The sequence below is a fragment of the Pseudomonas emilianonis genome (genome assembly GCF_023072625.1).
Taxonomy (GTDB): Bacteria; Pseudomonadota; Gammaproteobacteria; order Pseudomonadales; family Pseudomonadaceae; genus Aquipseudomonas; species Aquipseudomonas paraveronii.
Genome location: NZ_JAKNRV010000051.1, coordinates 1 through 21,804 on the forward strand (window position 1 = coordinate 1; position 21,804 = coordinate 21,804).

The 21,804-nt window shown below is 59.8% G+C and carries 25 protein-coding genes; 11 read left to right on the top strand and 14 right to left on the bottom strand.

What is annotated here, in order from left to right:
• On the bottom strand, positions 1-213 hold a 213-nt coding region (locus L9Z73_RS08260; protein WP_247398463.1), incomplete at its 3' end, for an alpha/beta hydrolase.
• Positions 214-423: 210 nt separating this feature from the next.
• Between L9Z73_RS08260 and fadD2 the strand changes: the two genes are divergently transcribed.
• The gene (gene fadD2, locus L9Z73_RS08265; RefSeq protein ID WP_247398466.1) at positions 424-2,112 is read left to right on the top strand and encodes a long-chain-fatty-acid--CoA ligase FadD2; all 1,689 of its coding nucleotides are present in this window, start codon (positions 424-426) and stop codon (positions 2,110-2,112) included.
• Positions 2,113-2,496: 384 nt separating this feature from the next.
• The gene (gene fadD1, locus L9Z73_RS08270) at positions 2,497-4,188 is read left to right on the top strand and encodes a long-chain-fatty-acid--CoA ligase FadD1 (RefSeq protein WP_247398469.1); all 1,692 of its coding nucleotides are present in this window, start codon (positions 2,497-2,499) and stop codon (positions 4,186-4,188) included.
• A gap of 163 nt (positions 4,189-4,351) precedes the next feature.
• Here fadD1 and L9Z73_RS08275 read toward each other — a convergent pair whose 3' ends face one another.
• The gene (locus L9Z73_RS08275; RefSeq protein ID WP_247398473.1) at positions 4,352-4,729 is read right to left on the bottom strand and encodes a hypothetical protein; all 378 of its coding nucleotides are present in this window, start codon (positions 4,727-4,729) and stop codon (positions 4,352-4,354) included.
• 198 nt (positions 4,730-4,927) lie between these two features.
• Here L9Z73_RS08275 and L9Z73_RS08280 point away from each other — a divergent pair, with 198 nt between their 5' ends.
• The 3 genes from L9Z73_RS08280 (at position 4,928) to def (ending at position 6,788) form a co-directional block, all read left to right on the top strand.
• Positions 4,928-5,113, top strand: a complete 186-nt coding sequence (locus L9Z73_RS08280; RefSeq protein ID WP_247398475.1) for a CsbD family protein — start codon at positions 4,928-4,930, stop codon at positions 5,111-5,113.
• A 181-nt stretch (positions 5,114-5,294) separates the two neighbouring features.
• Positions 5,295-6,245 (top strand): YihY/virulence factor BrkB family protein, encoded by a 951-nt coding sequence (locus L9Z73_RS08285; RefSeq protein ID WP_247398478.1) that lies wholly within the window; start codon positions 5,295-5,297, stop codon positions 6,243-6,245.
• Between the two features lie 3 nt (positions 6,246-6,248).
• Positions 6,249-6,788 carry a peptide deformylase gene (gene def / locus L9Z73_RS08290; RefSeq protein WP_247398480.1) on the top strand — a complete coding sequence of 180 codons (540 nt, stop codon included), beginning with the start codon at positions 6,249-6,251 and terminating at the stop codon, positions 6,786-6,788.
• 84 nt (positions 6,789-6,872) lie between these two features.
• On the opposite strand, the gene L9Z73_RS08295 is transcribed toward def, so the two are convergent.
• The 5 genes from L9Z73_RS08295 to L9Z73_RS08315 all read right to left on the bottom strand — a co-directional run bounded on the left by L9Z73_RS08295 (position 6,873) and on the right by L9Z73_RS08315 (position 10,854).
• A complete protein-coding gene (locus L9Z73_RS08295; RefSeq protein ID WP_247398482.1) occupies positions 6,873-7,289 on the bottom strand; it encodes a GNAT family N-acetyltransferase in 417 nt (138 codons plus the stop codon).
• A gap of 397 nt (positions 7,290-7,686) precedes the next feature.
• Positions 7,687-8,199: a hypothetical protein gene (locus tag L9Z73_RS08300; RefSeq protein ID WP_247398483.1), complete on the bottom strand. Its 513-nt coding sequence runs from the start codon at positions 8,197-8,199 to the stop codon at positions 7,687-7,689.
• Positions 8,200-8,406: 207 nt separating this feature from the next.
• The gene (locus L9Z73_RS08305) at positions 8,407-8,850 is read right to left on the bottom strand and encodes a hypothetical protein (RefSeq protein WP_247398485.1); all 444 of its coding nucleotides are present in this window, start codon (positions 8,848-8,850) and stop codon (positions 8,407-8,409) included.
• 204 nt (positions 8,851-9,054) lie between these two features.
• A complete protein-coding gene (locus tag L9Z73_RS08310; protein WP_247398487.1) occupies positions 9,055-9,687 on the bottom strand; it encodes a glutathione S-transferase family protein in 633 nt (210 codons plus the stop codon).
• Positions 9,688-9,822: 135 nt separating this feature from the next.
• The gene (locus L9Z73_RS08315) at positions 9,823-10,854 is read right to left on the bottom strand and encodes a LacI family DNA-binding transcriptional regulator (protein ID WP_247398533.1); all 1,032 of its coding nucleotides are present in this window, start codon (positions 10,852-10,854) and stop codon (positions 9,823-9,825) included.
• 213 nt (positions 10,855-11,067) lie between these two features.
• Between L9Z73_RS08315 and L9Z73_RS08320 the strand changes: the two genes are divergently transcribed.
• Together L9Z73_RS08320 and L9Z73_RS08325 are read left to right on the top strand one after the other, a co-directional pair.
• Entirely contained in the window at positions 11,068-11,601 is a 534-nt protein-coding gene (locus tag L9Z73_RS08320) for a gluconokinase (RefSeq protein WP_247398493.1), read from the top strand.
• 84 nt (positions 11,602-11,685) lie between these two features.
• Complete coding sequence (locus tag L9Z73_RS08325) at positions 11,686-13,038, top strand: GntP family permease (RefSeq protein WP_247398496.1); 1,353 nt, start codon at positions 11,686-11,688, stop codon at positions 13,036-13,038.
• A 141-nt stretch (positions 13,039-13,179) separates the two neighbouring features.
• Here L9Z73_RS08325 and alaC read toward each other — a convergent pair whose 3' ends face one another.
• A complete protein-coding gene (alaC, locus tag L9Z73_RS08330) occupies positions 13,180-14,397 on the bottom strand; it encodes an alanine transaminase (protein WP_247398499.1) in 1,218 nt (405 codons plus the stop codon).
• 195 nt (positions 14,398-14,592) lie between these two features.
• On the opposite strand from alaC, the gene L9Z73_RS08335 reads away from it, so the two are divergent.
• Positions 14,593-15,072: a GyrI-like domain-containing protein gene (locus L9Z73_RS08335; protein ID WP_247398503.1), complete on the top strand. Its 480-nt coding sequence runs from the start codon at positions 14,593-14,595 to the stop codon at positions 15,070-15,072.
• An 82-nt stretch (positions 15,073-15,154) separates the two neighbouring features.
• Here L9Z73_RS08335 and L9Z73_RS08340 read toward each other — a convergent pair whose 3' ends face one another.
• The 4 genes from L9Z73_RS08340 to L9Z73_RS08355 all read right to left on the bottom strand — a co-directional run bounded on the left by L9Z73_RS08340 (position 15,155) and on the right by L9Z73_RS08355 (position 18,341).
• Entirely contained in the window at positions 15,155-16,363 is a 1,209-nt protein-coding gene (locus L9Z73_RS08340; protein WP_247398505.1) for a type II toxin-antitoxin system HipA family toxin, read from the bottom strand.
• Positions 16,356-16,610, bottom strand: a complete 255-nt coding sequence (locus L9Z73_RS08345; protein ID WP_247398507.1) for a helix-turn-helix domain-containing protein — start codon at positions 16,608-16,610, stop codon at positions 16,356-16,358. The genes L9Z73_RS08340 and L9Z73_RS08345 overlap by 8 nt, the downstream gene beginning before the upstream one ends.
• A 48-nt stretch (positions 16,611-16,658) precedes the next feature.
• Entirely contained in the window at positions 16,659-17,168 is a 510-nt protein-coding gene (locus L9Z73_RS08350) for a GNAT family N-acetyltransferase (RefSeq protein WP_247398511.1), read from the bottom strand.
• Positions 17,169-17,486: 318 nt separating this feature from the next.
• Positions 17,487-18,341: a LysR family transcriptional regulator gene (locus L9Z73_RS08355; protein ID WP_247398514.1), complete on the bottom strand. Its 855-nt coding sequence runs from the start codon at positions 18,339-18,341 to the stop codon at positions 17,487-17,489.
• A gap of 88 nt (positions 18,342-18,429) precedes the next feature.
• Here L9Z73_RS08355 and L9Z73_RS08360 point away from each other — a divergent pair, with 88 nt between their 5' ends.
• On the top strand, positions 18,430-18,942 hold the full coding sequence (locus tag L9Z73_RS08360; protein WP_247398517.1) for a multidrug/biocide efflux PACE transporter: 513 nt from the start codon (positions 18,430-18,432) through the stop codon (positions 18,940-18,942).
• Here the strand turns inward: L9Z73_RS08360 and L9Z73_RS08365 are convergent.
• Positions 18,841-19,599 (bottom strand): SDR family NAD(P)-dependent oxidoreductase, encoded by a 759-nt coding sequence (locus L9Z73_RS08365; RefSeq protein WP_247398522.1) that lies wholly within the window; start codon positions 19,597-19,599, stop codon positions 18,841-18,843. The two genes, L9Z73_RS08360 and L9Z73_RS08365, sit on opposite strands and share 102 nt — an antisense overlap.
• Positions 19,600-19,704: 105 nt before the next feature.
• Here L9Z73_RS08365 and L9Z73_RS08370 point away from each other — a divergent pair, with 105 nt between their 5' ends.
• A complete protein-coding gene (locus L9Z73_RS08370) occupies positions 19,705-20,601 on the top strand; it encodes a LysR family transcriptional regulator (protein WP_247398525.1) in 897 nt (298 codons plus the stop codon).
• On the opposite strand, the gene L9Z73_RS08375 is transcribed toward L9Z73_RS08370, so the two are convergent.
• Positions 20,598-21,515: a LysR family transcriptional regulator gene (locus L9Z73_RS08375; RefSeq protein WP_247398528.1), complete on the bottom strand. Its 918-nt coding sequence runs from the start codon at positions 21,513-21,515 to the stop codon at positions 20,598-20,600. The genes L9Z73_RS08370 and L9Z73_RS08375 overlap by 4 nt on opposite strands.
• Positions 21,516-21,619: 104 nt before the next feature.
• Here L9Z73_RS08375 and L9Z73_RS08380 point away from each other — a divergent pair.
• Positions 21,620-21,804: LamB/YcsF family protein (locus L9Z73_RS08380; protein WP_247398531.1), on the top strand; the 185-nt coding region annotated here is incomplete at its 3' end.

Sequence of the window (21,804 nt, forward strand, 5' to 3'; positions counted from 1 at the left end):
GTCGGCGGTGCGGCCATGGCCACGCTGGTCCAGGGCAAACACACCGTAGCCCGTCCCGCACAACGCTTCGGCCAGGCGCACATAGCGCCCGCCGTGCTCGGCCATGCCGTGGGACACCATGATCAACGCCTTCGGCGGCGCTTCCGGTAGCCATTGATTGACGTACAGGCGGCTGTGGTCATTCGCGGTCAGCCAGAAGGTGGTGTGGTTCATGGCGCTTCCTTTGCTCAGGGTCGTTGCAGTGTATAGCTCATCCTCGGACAGCCGTCTGATCAGTACAGACCCTTGTAGGAAGATTCACGCAATTAATGACGCTCTTTCCTGTATTTGCCTGTTTGGCCATAGCTGCTAACGTCCCCGAAGCTCCGCTTTTTATAGCAGCAGAAAAGCGGTCGGGCACATTCAGGTAAGAGGACAAGAATAATGCAACCTGATTTCTGGAATGACAAACGCGCGGCGGGCGTTCCCAACGAGATCGATCTGAGCGCCTACACGTCAGTGATCGAAGTCTTCGAGCGTTCCTGCAAGGCCTTTGCCGACCGTCCGGCGTTCAGCAGCATGGGCGTCACCCTGACCTACGCCGAGCTTGAGCGCCAGAGTGCGGCGTTCGCCGGTTACCTGCAGCAGCACACCGACCTCAAGCCGGGCGATCGCATCGCGGTGCAGATGCCCAACGTGCTGCATTACCCGATTGCCGTGTTCGGTGCGCTGCGCGCGGGGCTGATCGTGGTCAACACCAACCCGCTGTACACCCCGCGTGAGATGCGACACCAGTTCAAGGACGCCGGCATTCGCGCCCTGGTCTACCTCAACCTGTTCGGTTCACGGGTGCAGGAAGTCTGCACCGACACCGAGATCGACTACCTGATCGAAGCGAAGATGGGCGACTTCATGCCGGCGGCCAAGGGTTGGCTGGTCAACACCCTTGTCGACAAAGTGAAGAAGATGGTCCCGGCCTATCACTTGCCGCGTGCGGTGTCGTTCAAGCGCGCGTTGCGCATGGGCGCAGGGCAGGGCGTGACGCGCCACCCGGTGACCCTCGATGACATCGCCGTGCTGCAATACACCGGCGGCACCACCGGCTTGGCCAAGGGTGCGATGCTCACCCACGGCAACCTGGTGGCGAACATGCAGCAGGTGCGCGCCTGCATGTCGCAGACCGGCGAGGATGGCCACCCGCTGATCAAGGAAGGCCAGGAAGTGATGATCGCGCCGCTGCCGCTTTACCACATCTATGCATTCACCGCGAATTGCATGTGCATGATGGTCTCCGGCAACCACAACGTGTTGATCACCAACCCGCGGGATATCGCGGGCTTTATCAAGGAACTGAAAAACTGGCGCTTCACCGGCTTGCTCGGGCTCAACACGTTGTTTGTGGCGTTGATGGACCACCCCGATTTCAAGAGCCTGGACTTCTCCCATCTCAAACTCACCAACTCCGGTGGCACGGCGCTGATCAAGGCCACCGCCGAACGTTGGGAGCAGCTCACCGGCTGTGCGATTGGCGAAGGGTATGGCCTGACGGAAACGTCGCCGGTGGCCAGCACCAACCCGTATGGCAACAAGTCACGCCTGGGCACCGTGGGCATCCCTGTGCCGGGTACGGCGATGAAGGTGATCGATGACGACGGCGTCGAGTTGCCCCTGGGCGAGCGCGGCGAGCTGTGCATCAAGGGCCCGCAGGTGATGAAGGGCTACTGGCAGCAACCGGCCGCCACCGCCGAGGCGCTGGACGCCGAGGGGTGGCTCAAGACCGGCGATATTGCCGTGATCGACGAGGATGGATTTATACGCATCGTGGATCGCAAGAAGGACCTGATCATCGTCTCGGGTTTCAACGTGTACCCCAACGAGATTGAAGACGTGGTGATGGCTCACCCTGCGGTGGCTAACTGCGCAGTGATCGGCGTACCGGACGAGCGCACGGGGGAGGCGGTGAAGCTGTTTGTGGTGGCGCGTGCCGAAGGCGTGAGCCTTGAGGAGTTGAAGAGCTACTGCAAGACCAACTTCACGGGGTACAAAGTGCCCAAGCACATCGTGTTGCGTGAGTCGTTGCCGATGACGCCGGTGGGCAAGATCCTGCGGCGCGAGTTGCGCGACATCGCCTGATTTGAAAGGCAGTCAACAATGTGGGAGGGGGCTTGCTCCCGATGGCAGTGAATCAGTCACCAAATGTGTTGGCTGATTTACCGCCATCGGGAGCAAGCTCCCTCCCACATTTGTCTGTGTTTATCCCGTTAAGCCCTGTTCTAGAGCCACTTCTTGGGTTATAGAATTTTTGCTCTAAAAATGACTATTAGTTATTCATGAGTCATGTTTATGACTGCAGGGCCCTCTTTTGGCTCTAGTCGGCCCTTGGCAAAGCTGCTACTCTCGGCGCGCTTCGTGACCTCTCGGCCTGCTTAAACGCGCCAGACTCACCTAAAAAACACACACCAATAATAATCGCATCAAATGCGATGATGAATTCGCGTCGCTGAGGAGTGGGCTTCCATGAACGTAGACTTTTGGAAGGATAAGTACCCCGCCGGGATTGCTGCAGACATCAATCCAGACGAGTATCCAAATATTCAGGCGGTACTGAAACAGTCCTGCCAGCGCTTCGCCAACAAACCGGCTTTCAGCAACCTGGGCAAGACAATCACCTACGGTGAGTTGTACGAATTGTCCGGCGCTTTCGCTGCGTACCTGCAACAGCATACCGATTTGAAGCCCGGCGATCGAATCGCCGTGCAACTGCCCAACGTCCTGCAATACCCGGTCGCTGTGTTCGGTGCCATCCGTGCCGGCCTTATCGTGGTCAACACCAACCCGCTGTACACCGCGCGGGAAATGGAACACCAATTCAATGACTCCGGGGCCAAGGCCCTGGTCTGCCTGGCCAACATGGCGCATCTGGCTGAAAAAGTCGTGCCCAAGACCGCCGTCAAACACGTGATCGTCACCGAAGTCGCCGACCTGCTGCCGCCGCTCAAGCGCCTGCTGATCAACAGCGTCATCAAGTACGTGAAGAAAATGGTCCCGGCCTATCACTTGCCCAAGGCGATCAAGTTCAACGACGTGCTGGCCAAGGGGCACGGCCAACCGGTCAATGACGTCAGCCCGGCCAGCAGCGACGTGGCGGTGCTGCAATACACCGGCGGCACCACCGGCGTGGCCAAGGGGGCGATGCTGACCCACCGTAACCTGGTGGCCAACATGCTGCAGTGCAAGGCGCTGATGGGCTCCAACCTCAACGAAGGCTGCGAGATACTGATCACCCCGCTGCCGCTGTACCACATCTATGCGTTCACCTTTCATTGCATGGCGATGATGCTGATCGGCAACCACAACATCCTGATCAGCAACCCGCGTGACCTGCCGGCGATGGTCAAGGAACTGTCGAAGTGGAAGTTCAGCGGCTTTGTCGGCCTGAACACGCTGTTCGTGGCGCTGTGCAATAACGAAGGTTTTCGCAAGCTGGACTTCTCTGGGCTGAAAGTCACCCTGTCAGGCGGTATGGCCCTGCAACTGGCGGCGGCCGAGCGTTGGAAAGCCGTGACCGGCTGCGACATCTGCGAAGGCTACGGCATGACCGAGACCAGCCCGGTGGCGACGGTCAACCCGATCCAGAAGATCCAGATCGGCACTATCGGCATTCCGGTGCCGTCGACCTTGTGCAAAGTCATCACCGATGACGGCGTCGAGCTGGCCCTGGGTGAGGTCGGCGAGCTGTGCGTCAAAGGCCCGCAGGTGATGAAGGGCTACTGGCAGCGCGAAGATGCCACCGCCGAGATCCTCGACAGCGAAGGTTGGTTGAAGACCGGTGACATTGCGATCATCCAGCCGGACGGCTACATGCGCATTGTCGACCGCAAGAAAGACATGATTCTGGTCTCCGGTTTCAACGTTTACCCCAACGAACTGGAAGACGTGCTGGCGACCCTGCCGGGCGTGCTGCAATGCGCTGCCATCGGCGTGCCGGACGAGAAGTCCGGGGAGCACATCAAGATCTTCATCGTGGTCAAGCCAGGTGCCACCCTGACCAAGGACCAGGTGATGGAGCATATGCGCGCTAACGTCACCGGCTATAAAGTGCCCAAGGCCGTTGAATTCCGTGATCTCTTGCCGATCACCAACGTGGGTAAGATCCTGCGTCGAGAGTTGCGCGATGAAGAGCTGAAGAAGCTGGGCCTGAAAAAGTAACCCAAAAAAACCCCGCCAATGCGGGGTTTTTTAATGCTTGGATTGGAATGCGATCCAGTATGGGAGGGGGCTTGCCCCCGATAGCGGTGGATCAGTCACCAGATTCAGCGACTGACACTCTGCAATCGGGGGCAAGCCCCCTCCCACATTTGAAATACAGTGCTTAGAGGGCAAGCTGCGCGAAGCTCACGCCCGCACCGGCTGGGCGCACATCCTTCAAGAACGAGTCCTTGTCTGCGCTCAGTTCCAGCGTGATTTCCGGCTTGCGTTTGCCGGCATTGCGCACCACCAGGCCTTCGAGCTTTTCACGCAGGAACACCGTCGGCACCTTCAGGTGCAGCAACTGGTCAGTCTCGGCGTTGTGCAGCAACAAGTGAATCCACTCGTACTGGCCCACTGCGATCCGCGCCACCGGAAGGTCGAACCACCAGATGTTGCGTTTGCGGTCCAGGTCGGTGAAGTGGCAGTTGTTGACGCCGAGTACGGCACCGCCCAGTTCCTGGTTTCTGCGGGCGATGGCCTGTGCTTTATTGAGTTTCATAACCTTCCTACGGGATCTGTTATTCAGCGTTGTAGCCTGAATGTGCCGCGCATTCTCGTGGGTTGGCCGCAAAACATAAAGCCAAACCTGCTGCCGGCGATGAAATGCGCGCACAAAATAATTGAAACTCTGCCGAACAGCCTCGGGTCAATCTCTACGTAATGACCAAAAACCCTCGATTGTTCCAGGAGAAATACCATGAGCAGCACATCGGATAAGGTAAAAGGCGTCGCGAACGAAGCTGTCGGCAACATCAAGCAAGGTGTTGGCAAAGTGACCGGCAACGACAAGCTGCGCGTTGAAGGTGTGGTCCAGGAAAAGAAAGGCGAAGTGCAGAAAGCCGTGGGCGATACCAAGGATGCGGTGAAGAAAGCGACCCGTTGATCCTCAATCGCTGGCTGAGTTCATCCAGCCCAACGGCCATCCACGGATGGCCGTTTTTGTGTCACCTGAAGCGGTTAATCTTTCGAAATTGTTTCAAGGTCGCCAAATAGGCTACCTTGATGTAGAAAACGGCCCCTGAGTCGCCCATGAACCTGACCTTTTTGCGGCGAAAGGAGACGCTATGATTTTTCCGGTACTCGATGGTCTCAAGCTGCACAAAGTGCTGGTGCGCACGGTCACGGAATTCGTCAACGACGAGATGTCCACCTACGCCTCGGCGCTGGCCTACCAGATGCTGTTTTCCTTGTTCCCGTTCCTGCTGTTCCTCATTGCGTTGATCGGTTTCCTGCATTTACCGGACTTCTTCACCTGGCTGCGCCTGCAGTCGGAGCTGGTGTTGCCGCCCCAGGCCCTGGAGCAGGTCAACCCGGTGATCGACCAGTTGCAGCAGTCCAAGGGCGGCCTGCTCTCGGTGGGTATCGTGATTGCCCTGTGGACCGCGTCGGCCGGTGTGCGCCTGATGATGAGCGCGATGAACGCAGCCTACGACGTGGTCGAAGGGCGGCCGATCTGGAAGCGTTTCCCACTGTCGGTTTTCTACACCGTCGGCATCGCCGGCATGTTGCTCGCCGCCGCCGCGCTGATGGTGCTCGGCCCGCAGGTCATGGAATGGCTGGCAGGGCAGATCGGCATGCAGGAATTCGTGGTCACGCTGTGGACCATCCTGCGTTGGCCGCTGATTGTGATCCTGCTGATGTTCGCTGTGGCCCTCATGTACTACGTGATGCCTGACGTGGAGCAGAAATTCCGCTTCATCACCCCAGGCTCTGTGCTGGCGGTGGTGGTGTGGATCGTCGCGTCCCTGGGCTTTGGCTACTACGTCAAAACCTTCGCCGACTACAACGCCATGTATGGCAGCATCGGCGCGATCATTGTTTTGCTCCTGTACTTCTATATTTCCGCCGCCGTGCTGTTGCTGGGGGCGGAGATGAATGCCGTGATCGAGCACATGTCGGCCGAAGGCAAGGAGCCAGGGGAAAAGACATTCGATGAAAACACCCACGCGGGTGAAAAAAAGCACGTCTCCGGCCTTGGCCGGGACCATTCCAAGCCCACTCCCGACGAAGTCTGATCGATGATCCATGAAATCCTGAAAATGGGCGATGAGCGCCTACTGCGTATCGCCCCGCCGGTCCCGCCGGAAATGTTCGACAGCCCCGAGCTGTGGCAATTGATCGATGACATGTTCCAGACCATGGAACACGTCGGCGGTGTCGGCCTGGCCGCACCGCAGATCGGCGTTGACCTGCAACTGGTGATCTTTGGTTTCGAGAGCAGCGAACGCTACCCGGATGCCCCGGCTGTGGCACAGACGATCCTGATCAACCCGCTGATCACACCGCTCAGTCCGCTCATGGAAGAGGGCTTCGAAGGCTGTCTGTCCGTGCCCGGCCTGCGCGGCGCGGTGGACCGTTACCAGCAGATCCGCTACGAAGGCTTCGACCCCAAGGGCGAGCCGATCATACGCATTGCCGATGGTTTCCATGCGCGGGTGGTGCAGCACGAGTGCGATCACCTGATCGGCCGCTTGTACCCGTCGCGGATTAGCGACTTCAGCAAGTTCGGGTTTATCGACGTGATGTTCCCCGACATGGACCCGAATGCCGACGACTAGCCTCCTGGCACGATACAAGCCCAATGGTGGGGTTGGTCAGCCACCACGACTGCGACGGGGCTGTCACCCACTCTCCTTGGGTGGTTACACGCCTCGTGGCAAACCCATCGCGATCATCGGCTTGTTGCGCTTGTAGCGCACCAGCCGTTCGCTGAGGGATTGGGGCAGCACCGTGTCCTGAGTAAACCCCATGCGTCCGTACACGCCTTCCAGGTCGGGATGGCACAGCAGCCAGACTGAACCCTCCCCATCGGCCGCCGCCTGAAGAATCAAGCGCGCCGCCAGCCCCTGGCCGCGATAGGCCGGGTCGACAAACACGCCGGTCAGCCATTGCCCGCCCACCACGGGCGTCAGGCACAAGCCTGCAACAATCTCGCGGTCCCGCGCCACCCACATACGTCCGCCCTTGAGTGCCTTCATCGGCGAATTGTGCTGGCGGTAAAACTTGTTCAGCAGCGGCCACAGAGGCTCTGCCAGCGGTTCGAGGTGCAAGTCGGGCATGGTATTCAGGCAGGCGTTATCAAGGGCCGGGGATTATAAGCGCCTTCTGCGCGGCAATAGGTGGTATACCCAATGTTACATCCCCTGTAAGTGGAGCATGCATCATGGCCAAAGGTATGGATTCAAAGAAAGCCGCGAAGAAGAAACCGGCAAAGACCGCCGATGAAAAACGCGCGGACAAGAAAACCAAGAAATCCGAGACAGGGCTGTTCGGTCACTGAGTTAAACGTGTAGAAGCCTACGATCTGCAAGCTGTTCCCGCCTTACCGCACAGAGCAGGACACACCTGCTCTATGCTGCCGACGCCCAACTACCGTGATGGCACCCCATGCCGGGAAATCAACGTCCTGGCGCACGGTTTTACTGCGCGACCGAATAGCCCGATTGGCCGTATCGCTTAGATCGCAGCCAGGGTCTCTTTCACCGCCTGCGCCTGCGGCTCTGCTGTCTTCGCGGCTACTTGCTGTTCTTGCTGTTGCTTCAGCCGCTCAGCCACTTGCTTGGTGATCGCATCCTGTTTTTCCTGCGGCAGTGTCTGCACTTCTGCTTCGGTCAAACCCTGCTCCTTGAGCAGTTGTTCGCGAATGCGTTCGGCCGGGGTCTTGCTCATGTAATCGGTGAAGTCTGCGCGTGCGGCGCTGGTGGTTGAACCGGCTGCGGGCACATCCGCGGTTGCCGGGGTGGCCGCCGTGGTGGCCTGTAACTGCACACGGGTCTTGGCAAAGGCTTCGTCGATGCGGCCGGCGGCCTTGTCCAACTCCTTCTGCGCAACCGGTGCGGTCACGCTTTGCTGAGCCGCTTGCAGTGTGCCGCTGTACAGCGTGCTGGCGGCGGCGTTGGCGGGGTCCATGTCGGGTCGCTTGATCTGTTGGACGGTCGATAAGGCTTGAGTGTTGTTGTTAACCAGCATGATCGGTCACCTGTGGAAATGTACGGTGCGTCTGCTGGAGCAAATAACGTGCCGGGCGCTAACCCCAAGGTTTTATGGGGCCGGGTGCGGCCATCCCGGCAAACATTGTCCCGTCGACGGCCAAGCGTTGCCGTCAATGGGCGATGTTTTCCAACGCCCGGTGGCGTATGGCACCCCTGGACATTCGCTGATTTATCGCACGAGGTTTCAGTCGATGATGGGTTCAAGGCCTGGAAGATTCAACTCACCCTGGGTGACCTTCAGCGGTTCTTCACCCTTGGGCACCTTATGAGAGGTGAAAGAGAATGTCGCAGTGATGTGCCGATGTTCCAGATCGATCTTCCAGATGCGTAATTTCCCGCTGCTGGGCTGGTAAGTCCAAGGGTTCGGTCCAAGCGCATGGTAGTAATAGACCTGAACCTTGCCTTTTTCTTGGGCAACATCATATAAACCGGGCTGGATATCTTTAGCCAAATGAAAGCTCATCAGCCGCTGGCCTTGATTGCTCTTGGCGTCTATAAAATTACCTTCAGGAAAATCGTGAAATTGGATGTTTTCGGATGTGAAGTTTCCAATGGGATGGTTGATGTTCGCTGTTACCAAGCCATCTACAGGCTGCGATTTCAGGGCCTGTGACCGATCGTTATCCATGAGCGGATGCCTCCGAGAGGTTATAGGAATTGGGCGCGCCCAATCACTTCGCTGTCAGTCAAACGTCGGTAACGGGGAGCGTCTACTGTCAATGTTGACAGGTAGGCCGCAGTATCCGATGGGCGGTACGAAGCGAGCGTTTTGCTGTCGCAGGCCCCGGTACGGCGCAGTACGTTGAGTCCTTTTACGTTGTCGTTCTTGGGCTTAGTCGTGGCCGTCGAGGGCGAAGGTCTTAAAACCGGCGTGCTGGCCGAGGTGCTGGTAATACGCCGCGACCGCCGGGTAGAGCGGGCGTTCCATGGGGGTCATCTGCCAGCGATGAACCGAGAGGCCGATGAGGATATCGGCCAGGGTGAATTCGTCGCCGGCCACGTAGGCGCCGGTCTTTGCCAACTGTTGTTCCAGCAGGCCCATCTTGTCGTTCCAGGCTTGTACGCCGGCTTTGATGCGTTGCGGGTCCTGATGGTCGGGGCTGTTGCGCACCAGGGCCTGGAAGGCATAGCCCCAGGACGGGTTGAGCTCGGTGGCTTGCCAGTCCATCCACTGTTCGACCCGGGCGCGGGGTGCGGGGTCGAGAGGCAGCAGGTCGTGACGTTGGTAGAGGTTCACCAGGTAACGACAAATGGTGTTGGATTCCCACAGCACGCCGTGGTCGTCGATCAGCACCGGCACTTGGGCGTTGGGGTTCAGGGCAAGGAATTCGGCGGATTGGGTCGGCTTGAAGCCGATGCCCCAGTCTTCGTGCGCGTAGTCGATGCCCAGTTCCTGGCAGGTCCAGAGCACTTTGCGCACGTTGATGGAAGAGGCGCGACCCAAGATTTTCAGTGAGTGTCCCATGATGCTTCCCTGGCAGTGGAGAACAGTCAATCTAGCAGGGGAGGGGGATGACCGCGAGGATGTTAAGCGCGCACGGTCAAACGGTGGGAGCAGGCAAGGCGCTTTGCGCAATGCCAGTCGCGTCCTACAAGCGCCCTACGTGCTTTCCCGCACCTGCAACTCAAATCCCATATCCACCACCGGCTTGGCGATCTTGTTACCCGCCATGATCGTCAGCAAATGTTCCGCCGCGCGCCGACCAATGGCTTCGCGTGGCGTGCTGATGCTGCTCAGGCGCGGCACCATGAACGAGGACGCTGGCAGGTCGTTGAAGCCCAGCACGGCCACGCGCCCCGGTACGTTGATGCCATGACGCAGGGCTTCGAGCAGCGCACCCTGGGCCAGGTCGTCGTTGCCGAAGAAGATCGCATCCACATCCGGATGCGCCGCCAGCAACTGCAGGAACAATTCGCCGCCCAGGCCCACGGAGGAGGGGCGTGGCGTCAACAGTTCCAGCGCCGGGTCATACAGCCCGGCCTGTTGCAGCGCACGCCGGAAGCCTTCGCCGCGCAGCAAGGTGCGTTGGTCCAGTTGCGCGCCGATATACGCCAGGCGCTTGCGCCCCCGCGAGATCAAATGCGCTGCCGCTGTCTCACCCGCTGCCAACTGCGAGAAACCCACGCAGTTCACGCCAGCGTTGGGGTCCAGATCCATCATGTACACGCACGGCACACTACTGGCCTCGACCATCCGTCGCGCGCTTTCGGTCCGATCGAACCCGGTCAGCAGCAAACCCCGTGGCTGATAGGCCATGTAGTTGCGTAGCAGGGTCTCTTCTTCGTCGCGGGAATAGTGGGAGTTGCCGATCAGTACTTCAAAGCCCTTGGGCCGCAGCACCTGATGGATGGCTTCGAGGGTTTCGATAAACAGCAGGTTGGACAGCGACGGCACCAGCACCACCACCGAATGGCTCTGGGCCGAGGCCAGAGCGCGGGCGGCGGGGTTGACCACGTAGTTCAGCTCGTCGGCGGCCCGTTGCACTTTTTCCACCAGTTCGGTGGCCACGGTGCTGATGCCACGCAAGGCGCGGGAGGCGGTAATCGGGCTGACGCCGGCCAGGCGGGCGACTTCATTGAGGGTCGGACGACCCGTGGTGCGCGTATTTTTATCGTTCTTGGAGGTCATCAGGCGGCTTGCCAAACAAAAATCGAGGCACTAAGGTAGCGCTGTCTCCAAACGGCTGCAAATCCTTGAATGCTGGGTTGCCTGATCCGGTTCAAATGCTTGGAGCGGATGCACGCGTCACTCCATAAAAAAAGACAAGACGGCGCGGGAAAAGCCTGTTTTTGCACTAGCCTTACAGCGTGCAAAGGTAGCGCTATCTGCGTCCTGAGGTGTTTTATGAGTCAACCTGTTACCGCCCTGGTTATCATGGGTGTTGCCGGCTGTGGCAAGACCAGCGTCAGCGAGGCCCTCTGCCGCCTGAACGGTGCCACGGCCATTGAAGGCGACAGCTTTCACCCCGCCGCGAACATCGAAAAGATGAGCGCCGGCCACCCCCTCGACGACAACGACCGCGCCGGCTGGCTCGACATCCTGTGCGATGAATTGCGCCGTTCGCTCAAGGCCGGTGAACACCCGGTGCTCACCTGTTCCGCGCTGAAAAAGAAATACCGCGACCACCTGCGCGAAGCTGCGCCGGGCCTGGGCTTTGTATTTCTGGAACTGAGCCGCGAAGTCGCCGCCGACCGCGTGTCCCATCGCCCCGGCCATTTTATGCCGGCCAGCCTGATCGACAGCCAGTTCGCCACCCTTGAATCGCCCGTCGGCGAGCCGCTGACCCTGGCTCTCAATGCGAGCGAAGACAGCGTCAAGGCGTTGGCCGAGCAAACCCATGCCTGGTGGCGTAAACACGGTTTTGAACCTACCCGTTAATTTTTTGCCGGAGAAGATAGCGCTATCCCCGGCGAGAAACTCAACACCGGCTTTAATAACAACAACAAACAGGAGAGACCCCCCATGTTTGGCATGTCCCACGAGTCCTACCTGCTGCTTGATGCAGTGGTCACTATCATTGGCCTGATCTTTTTGATCACCAAGTTCAAGGTTCACCCGTTTATCGCGTTGATCATCGCCGCGGGCTTCCTCGGCCTGACCTCGGGCATGCCGGTGGACAAGATCATCAAGGCCTTCCAGGACGGCTTCGGCGGGGTGCTCGGTTTTGTCGGCATCATCCTCGCGCTGGGTACGATGCTCGGCAAGATGATGGCCGAATCCGGCGGTGCCGATCAGATCGCCCAGACCCTGATCCGCGCCTTCGGCAAGGAAAGGGTCCAGTGGGCAATGATGTTCGCCGCGTTCCTGGTAGGCATCCCGCTGTTCTTCGAGATCGGCTTTGTGTTGCTGATCCCGCTGGTGTTTATCGTCGCGCGCCGCACCGGTGTGTCGCTGATCAAGATCGGCATCCCGTTGCTCGCCGGCCTGTCGGCGGTCCATGGCCTGGTGCCACCGCACCCGGGGCCGCTGCTGGCCATCGGCGTGTTTGGCGCGGACATCGGCAAGACCATTCTGTACGGTCTGATCGTCGCGCTGCCGACCGCCATCATCGCCGGCCCGATCTTCGGTACGTTTATCGCCAAGTACATCCCGGGCAATCCGTCCCAGGAACTGGTCGACCAACTGGCCCGCGAGCCGGAAAACAAGACGCTGCCGAGCTTCAGCATCACCCTGATCACCGTGCTGCTGCCGGTGTTCCTGATGCTGCTCAAAACCTTTGCCGACATCGCCTTGGCCGACGGTCATGTGGTGCGCAACTGGATGGACATGATCGGCCACCCGATCAGCGCCCTGCTGCTTGCGTTGCTGCTGTCGCTGTACACCTTTGGCCATCGCCAGGGTATCCACTCCAAGCAAATCCTCAAGTTGCTCGACGCCAGCCTGGCGCCGACTGCCGCGATCATCCTGATCATCGGTGCCGGTGGTGGTTTCAAACAGATGCTGGTGACCAGCGGCGTGGGCGACGTGATCGGCCATATGGCGGTGAACGCGCAGATCAACCCGATCCTGCTGGCGTGGCTGGTGGCGGCGGTGATTCGTATTGCCACCGGTTCGGCGACGGTCGCGACCATCACTGGCGCAGGCATTGTCGTGCCGGTGGTGGGGATGATTCCCGGGGTTAACCGCGAGCTACTGGTGTTGGCGACGGGGGCGGGGTCGTTGATTTTGTCTCACGTCAACGATGCGGGGTTCTGGCTGGTGAAGCAGTACTTCAACATGACGGTGGCCGAGACGTTCAAGACCTGGACGGCGATGGAGACCATTCTGTCGGTGGTGGCGCTGATCTTCATCATGTTGCTGTCGTTGGTGGTGTGACAGACACACCCTAAGGCAAGGGTGCAAACCCAATCCAAATGTGGGAGGGGGCTTGCCCCCGATAGCGGTGTTTCAGTCACCCGATACAGTGACTGACACCCTGCCATCGGGAGCAAGCCCCCTCCCACATGTTTGACCGCGTTAGACGCCGGTTTTTGGTAAGAGCCCATCCGCCCGGAACATCCCGCGAATCCCGCGCACCGCCTGGCGAATCCGGTCCTGGTTCTCGATCAGCGCAAAGCGCACGTGATCGTCGCCATATTCACCAAAGCCAACCCCCGGCGATACGCAAACCTTGGCTTCGAGCAGCAGCTTCTTGGCAAATTCCAGCGAACCCATAGCGGCATACGCCTCGGGAATCTTCGCCCAGACGTACATCGCCGCCTTGGGATTCTCCACCATCCAGCCCAGTTCATGCAGGCCCTTGACCAGCACATTGCGGCGCTGACGGTACTGCTCGGCGATGTCTTTCACGCACTGTTGGTCGCCTTCCAGTGCGGCAATCGCCGCCACTTGCAGCGGGGTGAAGGTGCCGTAGTCGTGGTAGCTCTTGATCCGCGCCAGGGCGTTGACCAGTTCCGCATTGCCCACCATGAAACCAATGCGCCAGCCGGCCATGTTGTAGCTTTTGGACAGGGTAAAGAACTCCACCGCAATGTCCTTGGCGCCCGGCACCTGCATGATCGACGGGGCTTTCCAGCCGTCGTAGACGATGTCGGCGTAGGCCAGGTCATGCACCACCAGCACGTCGTACTGCTTGGCCAGGGCGATCACCCGCTCGAAGAAATCCAGTTCCACGCACTGCGCGGTCGGGTTGGACGGGAACCCCAGGATCATCATCTTCGGCTTGGGGATCGAACCGCGAATCGCCCGTTCCAGCTCGGCGAAAAAGTCCACGCCCGGAATCAATGGCACCGAGCGCACCTGGGCGCCGGCAATCACGGCACCGTAGATATGAATCGGGTAGCTCGGGTTGGGCACCAGCACGGTGTCGCCCTGGTCCAGGGTGGCCAGCATCAAGTGCGCCAGGCCTTCCTTGGAGCCGATGGTGACGATGGCTTCCGACTCGGGGTCGATATCCACTTCATAACGGTCTTTGTACCAGCGCGAAATCGCCCGGCGCAGGCGCGGAATGCCCTTGGAGGTGGAGTAACCGTGGGTGTCTTCACGCTGGGCGACGGTGACCATTTTCTCCACGATGTGCGGTGGAGTCGGGCCGTCAGGGTTACCCATGCTCAAGTCGATGATGTCTTCGCCGCGCCGACGCGCAGCCATCTTCAGCTCGGCAGTGATATTGAAAACGTAGGGGGGTAGTCGATCTATGCGCGCAAAGCGGCGCGGCGAACCTTGGTCGGCCATTGTTGCCTCGAGAGTACGTAAGCGCCCGGAACCGTCCGAGCGACGTCGGCCACTGCGGTGGCCTGCGGGCAGACAATACGGTCGATGATGGCCAGTTGTCCAGATACGTAGGAAAAATTTCTACATGGAGAGAAACCTGGATATACCCCTATACTCGATACGGGTTTGTTCCCTCATAAGAAGGAGACTGTTCAGATGGATCAGCAGACACAGCAACCGTTAGAGCCGCGCATGGAAGAGGGCAAGACCCTGGTGATCGCCGGGGTGCAGGGGCGCTATTCAAAGGCCACCGTGGGGGATATTCCCAAGTTGTGGGGGGTGTTTGACGAGAGCGTCAAATACATCAAAAAGCGTGTAGGCGGCTTTTCCTACGGGGTTTGCCATAACCCAAAACACGATGAATTCGACTACCTCGCCGGGGTTGAAGTACCCGCCATGGGCGATGCGCCGAGTAATTTTAAGTCCATCGAAATCCCGGCGCATCGCTACGCCGTATTCCCGCACTACGGCCCGGTACAGGCGTTACCGCAGACCTACGAGCGGATCATGTTCGAATGGTTGCCGCACTCCGGCTACACAATCGCCGGCCCGGATTTTGAGCGGTACAGCGCGGATTTTGATGTAAATAAGGGCATCGGCACCGTAGAGGTCTGGTTGCCGGTAGCGCCTGAATAGGGGCTCCCACTGTAGGCGCAGCAAGCACCTGGTGTCGCTCGCTCCTGCGAGGGGCTGCAATCGCGAATGACGAAGGTTGTGTTCAACCGCCAAAACTCAGTTGGTAGCCCTGAGAGGATTGCCGTATGGCTTTCGCAACATCAGGTGCTAATCGGCAGTAATCGTCTTCACGCTTAAGCACGATCTCAAGGGTTTGCAGCAGTGCTTGAATACGTTCTTCAGGCTTTTCGACTTCGCAGGTTCTTGCAAACTCGAGGATGCCCAGACGTGAAGCGAAAAAGGACTTGTTGCCGACCATGTCCAATGCGAGCGTGTCGTCGGGAATGTACGCCGTGGTATTCACAATGTCGTAAGCCGGTGCTAGCCGTGTATCGGCGTTGACCGGGTCGTTGTAGAGCACGCCGAAATTCTTCAGATGCGCATCACCGTTGCCCACTATGCAACTGAGCGCCACGCTGTCGAATAATTGGTCGAGCGAGCTGCGTTGATGGGCAGGTGAACAGAAGACACGCACAGCCTTGGCCATAGCGCCGTAGCTCTTGGTGTATTTTTGCTCGGCAGACAGGCCCATCAGCGTGGTCATATCTTCGAAGCCCAGTGGGTTGAGCTGCTCGTCCCGATCAAAGCGTCGCATGATGAATAGTTTCTGGTTCTGCGACAGGTAAAACGGTGGTGTGGGTATGCCTGCATCCCTGGCGATGGACATGCACAGGTACTCATTGATGGCCAACCCCGGAAACTCGTCGCGCCCGCTCTTGATAATCAGGTCATTGGTTTTCGAGGTGACTCTCTGCTCGGGCGTTTGACGTTTTTCGGGCACCAGTACTTTGGGTTGTACGCCAGAAATGCCTGCTCGCAAGATGTAGCGATCCACCAGGTCAGCGAACAGATCTTCCGTGCCGTCCCAGGCGAGAATCTCGTCGAGGTTCTCGCCACTCGAAGGAGGGCTGTTACGTTGGATCAACTCGCTCACTTGATCCGAGCAGACGAAAACCCGGCCAATGGGTGCGCTGCTACCTGACAACGCAAGCAGCAACATTGGGTCGACTTTCACCGTCTTGGCGAGGCGATTGCGCAATTGCTCAAGCACGTAACCTTCCGGCAGATTCATCTGGAAGATGGGGTGCAAGTCTCTACGACGATACTCATCCACGCGAACGGGCATCGAGAGGCTTATTGCGCTTTGTGCGTTTGCTTTGTCGCTGTATCGGAACAGATAGTCGTCGGCGCTTACCCGCACGCTTCCACTCTCGCCTTGAGGGGTATGAACGCGCAGAGTGGGGCTATTCATTGAACAAGTCCTCCAGTTCCTCCAAGGTCGGCATGGTCACGGGCACTAATTTGATCTCGCTGCCCAACGCCGCAATCACACGGGCATAGGCATTCATGGAAACCGAGAGGCTGCCTTGTTCGATTTCAATCAGTTTTTGCCGGGTAATTCCCGCCAGCTTTGCCAGGTCCACCTGTTTATAGCCACGATTGAGGCGCATGGAGCGGATCTGTTTGCCGAGTCGTTGGGTGATAACTGAAATGTCCATGTAGCGTATTCATTACTTTAGATTAGATAAGTCTTGTATACGTTACATTTAAGGTGTGTCAAGGCCATCCCGACCAAACCCCCAACTCAACCTGCGCTCATACCCAACCCGCGCCTTATACGCCTCCCCGCGATCCACCCAGCCAAGCCCGAGGTACAAGCCCATCGCCGCGACGTTGTGTGTGTCCACCGACAACTCCAGCGCCTTGATCTGCGGCCAGGCCTGTAGCGCAGCGTCGGGTAGCGCCTGCAAGCAGGCTTTGCCAAATCCCCGGCCCTGCTGGGTTCGGTCTACCTGTAACGCGTGCAGCGTGGCGCTGTGTGCATCGGCCCAATGGGGCAGGCACGGCGAGCGCTTGAGCAGAAGGAAGGCCACGGGAATATCGTCGGCCAGCAGCACGAAGCCCTTGATGTCGGGGCTTGGGTTGACCAGCAGGGTGTTGAGTGCGCAATACATGTCGCCGCAAAACGGCAACTGCTCAGGGTGAACTTCGATGGCGCCGACTTGCTGTGTCTGCACAGCATTCAGCGCCTCGTAGGCGACAAGGCGGGTTTGCATCGGGGTGTCCGAACGGCTGCAAAGAAGGGCGCAGTCTATCGGGTTTGCACCGCGCGAAATGAGTTTTCAGCGGGTTGTCGGGCGTAGTGATTCGCGAATGGCACCTGCCGGCGCCGACACGTCGCGTGGGCTTGTGCTTTGGGTTCTGCACGAATACTTCCAGAGCCACCGCCCGCCGCAATTATCCGCCGCCTGACCCGCAAGGTGGGAGGGGGCTTGCTCCCGATGGCGGCGTCCCCGTCAATTCAGCCGTGACTGACCGACCGCGATCGGGAGCAAGCCCCCTCCCACAGGTTGATCGTCATGGCCCGGACGGGCTCAGTCGAGCATCTTGCCCAACAACCAACTCCCCGCCGGCCCCGGCGGATGCTGCCGCGACCACAGTGCATCCACCGCCACCGAGCGCGGCCAACTGCGTGCCTTGAGTTCGACCAACTGGCCACCGCCAAAACGCTCCACCAGCCAGCGCGGAATCGGCGCCCAGCCAAACCCCAACTGCGCCATCTCCATCAGCATCAGGTAACTGGGCGCCGACCACACCCGTCCGGCTGCCCGGGTTTCATTGGGGTTGATGATGCTCGCCAGGCGCAGTTCCCGGTGCTGTTGCAAGGCCTGGACGCTGATGTTGTCCTGCTGCGCCAACGGGTGTTTGGGCGAGACGAACAGCGCGATTTCCGTGCGTTCTTCAACCGGTGAACAGGTCAGGTCCGGCGGATACGCCTCCTGCTTCTCGATAAACGCGATCTGCGCCCGGCCGCTTTGCACCAGGGCGATCAAGTCATCGCATTCGGCGATCAAACATTCCAGTTCCAGGTCCGGGTAGCGCTGTTCAAAGGCACTGAGGGCGATCTCGAATCGGTCGGACTGGTAAGTATCGGACATGGCGATACTCAGCTTCGGCTCCAACCCTTGGGATAACTGACTTGCCGCCAGTTCCAGCCGACTGCTCGCCTCCAGCACCTGCTCGGCGCGTTGCAGCAGCACATGGCCGGCGGCGGTCAGCGTCGGCTTGCGGCTGCTGCGGTCGAACAGCAGCACATTCAGGTCAATCTCCAGGCTCGCTACCGCCGCGCTGACGGTGGATTGGCTCTTGCCCAACTTGCGCGCCGCCGCCGAAAACGAGCCTTGGGTTGCGGCCTGAACAAAGGCCTGGAGCACTTCATGGGAGGCCATGACTATCGCCTTGATCGATGGTTATTAGTTATGAAGTATCGATACAAAGCGCAATGATGGCAACCACAGTCACTCACGGAGCCGGGTCATGAACCCTACCAAGTCGATTACTGAACGCGTGTGCCAGGCCATTGGTTTCGAGGCCCTGGCGTTGTTGATCTGCACACCGTTGCTGGCGTGGATCATGGACAAGCCCGCCCTGGAAATGGGCATGGTCACCCTGGCGATCAGCCTGATGGCGCTGACCTGGAACGTGATTTTCAACGGCCTGTTCGACCGCCTCAAGGCACGCCTGCAACTGGCCAACAACGGCTGGACCCGGGTGCTGCACGCCTTGCTGTTTGAAGGCGGGCTGGTCCTGGTGTGCGTGCCGTTGATTGCCGCGTGGCTGAACATCAGCCTGATGCAGGCGTTTATCCTCGATATCGGCGTGTTGCTGTTTTTCCTGCCGTACACCTACGTGTACCACTGGGGCTACGACGTGGTGCGCGAAAAGCTCCTACAGAAACATACCGCCCGACGCCTCGATCCGCTGGCCGGTGATCCAGTGGCTGCCGTCCGCCAGCAGGCTGGCAATGGCCCCGCCGATATCATCCGGTAACCCGGCGCGGCCCAGGGCGGTGTTGTTGGCGACCATCGCGTTAAGGTTGGCGTTGTCGCGCACGGCGCCGCCGCCGAAGTCGGTTTCGATGGCGCCAGGCGCGAGGATATTGACGCTGATACCGCGCGCGCCGAGTTCTTTGGCCTGGTAGCGGGTCAGCACTTCCATGGCGCCTTTCATCGCCGCATACGCGGCATAGCCGGGCAGGCTGAAACGGGCGAGGCCGCTGGAAATATTGAGGATGCGGCCGCCGTCACGGATCAGCGGCAGCAGTTTCTGGGTCAGGAAAAACGGGCCTTTGAATTGAATCGCCACCAGTTGGTCGAACTGGGCTTCGCTGGTTTCGGCAAAGCTGGCGTGGATGCCGATGCCGGCGTTGTTGATCAGAAAGTCGAAGTCATCTCGTGCGAAAACACGCTTGAGCACGTCGCCCACGTCTTCGACGAACGCGCCGAAGGTCGCGCTCTGGCTCACATCCAGTTTCAGCATGGCGGCGCGGCCGCCCCATTGTTCGATCTGCGCGACCACCGCCTGGGCCTCATCCGCCTGGCTGTGGTAAGTGCCGACGATATCCACGCCTTGTGCCGCCAGGCGCAGCGCGGTACTTCTACCCAAGCCGCGGCTGGCGCCGGTGATCAGTGCGATTTTACGGGTCATGGTGCAGTCCTCTGATGTGATCGAGGGAATGAGTGTATTTGTCCGCCTATAACGTGATAAACAGCGGTAAAGCGAAATCACTGGCCGGATAAGGCGAACAATCCCATGAACAAACTGGAGTTGCTGCGCACCTTCGTGCGCGTCACCGAACTGTCGAGTTTTACCCGCGCCGGCGAGAGCCTGGGGCTACCGCGTTCCACCGTGTCCGAGCATGTGCAGGCGCTGGAAGAACTGCTCGGCGCGCGCTTGCTGCAGCGCACCACGCGCAAGGTGCAGGCGACCCAGGACGGCCGCGTACTGTATGAACGCAGCAAGGACTTGCTCGCGCACATGGAGGAACTGGAAGGCTTGTTTCGCCAGGACGAAACACAACTGACCGGGCGCATTCGCGTGGACCTGCCCACCATGATGGCGCGGGATTTGATCCTGCCGCGCCTGCCGCACTTCATGGACGCGCACCCGTTGATCGAGCTGGAAATCAGCACCACCGACCGTCAGGTCGACCTGCTGGCCGAGGGGTTCGATTGCGTGCTGCGCGTCGGTGCGCAGCCGGACCAGTCGGTGGTCGCGCGGTTGTTGTGCAGCATGCCGATGATCAACTGCGTGAGCGCCGGCTACCTGCAGCGCTATGGCGTGCCGCAGACCCTGGCAGACCTGGCCGATCACCATTTGGTGCATTACGTGCGCCCGCTGGGTTCGCGCTCGGCGGGGTTCGAATACCTGCTGGGCAACAAGGTGCAGCGCCTGCCCATGGTCGGGCGAGTCACGGTCAACAGCACCGATGCCTACAAGTCCGCCTGCCTGGGCGGCTTCGGGATCATCCAGGTGCCGGCGCTGGGCATTGGCGATCAATTAGCCAGTGGCGAACTGGTGGCGGTACTGCCGGATTACCCGGCGCCGCCGTTGGACGTGTCCCTGCTCTACGCCGGGCAGCGCCATTTACCGCTGCGGGTGCGGGTGTTCATGGACTGGTTGGCCGCGACGCTGCAAGCCCAGCTCTAACGTCGCGCCGACAACTGCTGCGGGGTCAGGAAGGCGTCGTGGAAGTAGTCCCGGAACGCCTGCATCGCCGGGGTGAATGCGCGCTCGCGGTGCCAGGCCAGGCCGACGCTCATGGGCGTCACCGGGTCGGTCACGGTCAGGGTTTCGATGCGCTTGCCTTCCAGGGACCAGGGCCGATGCACCAGGTCCGACAGGATCGCCACGCCGCTGCCATTGGCGACCATGCTGCGCACCGCTTCCACCGAACTGGTGCGCAGCCGCACCTGGGGCGTTTGCCCGGCCTGTTCCCAGTAGCGCATGGCACTGTGTTCGGCCTCATCGACGGTCAGCAGGATGTAGGGCTCGCGGGCCACATCCGCCAGGCTGACGGCGCCGCGTTCACACAACGGGTGATGGCTGGGCAGCCACAGGCGGCGTTCGGAGTTGAAGAGGATTTCCGACACGATATCCGCGTGAGTGAGGTTGGCGGTGAGCACCACGGCCATGTCGAACTGGCCGTCGAGCAGGCCGTGTTCGATGGCCTGGCGCTCCTGCTCGAACACCTCGATGGTCACGTCCGGGTGCCAGTGTTCCATGCGCTGCAGGTGGTGCGGCAGGAAGTAACCGAGCACCGTGTAGCTGGCGGCAACCCGCAGCACGCCGCTGGCGCGGTAGTCGGGCAGCGGGCTGTTCAGCGCGTCGTCGACACTGCGCACGATCACATAGGCGCGGTTGAGAAAGTGCCGCCCGGCGTCGGTCAGGTTCATGCCGTGCGCGGTGCGCACGAACAACTGCACGCCGAGCATCGCCTCCAGCTCCTTGATCGCCGTGGTCACGGCCGACTGGGAGATGTTCAGGTGAATCGCTGCCTGGGAAATCTGGCCGATCTCGGCGGTGGCGACGAAGTAGCGGATTTGGCGCAAGGTCAGCGACATGGCGATATCTGTTTTTCAGAAGATAGGTCATCTGATAATAGATCTTCCCAAGGGGTCAAGCCGCAGCCTACTTTTCAGCATCACCTTTGGCGGAGCGCCTTTTCATGCGGGCAGTGGATTTCAATTCAGACATGGGCGAAGGCTTCGGCCCCTGGACCATCGGCGATGGCGTCGATTCGGAGCTGATGGCCTATATCAGCTCGGCCAATATCGCCACCGGCTTCCACGCCGGCGACCCCGGCACCATGCGCCGCACCGTCGCACGCGCCAAGCAACTGGGGGTCGCCAT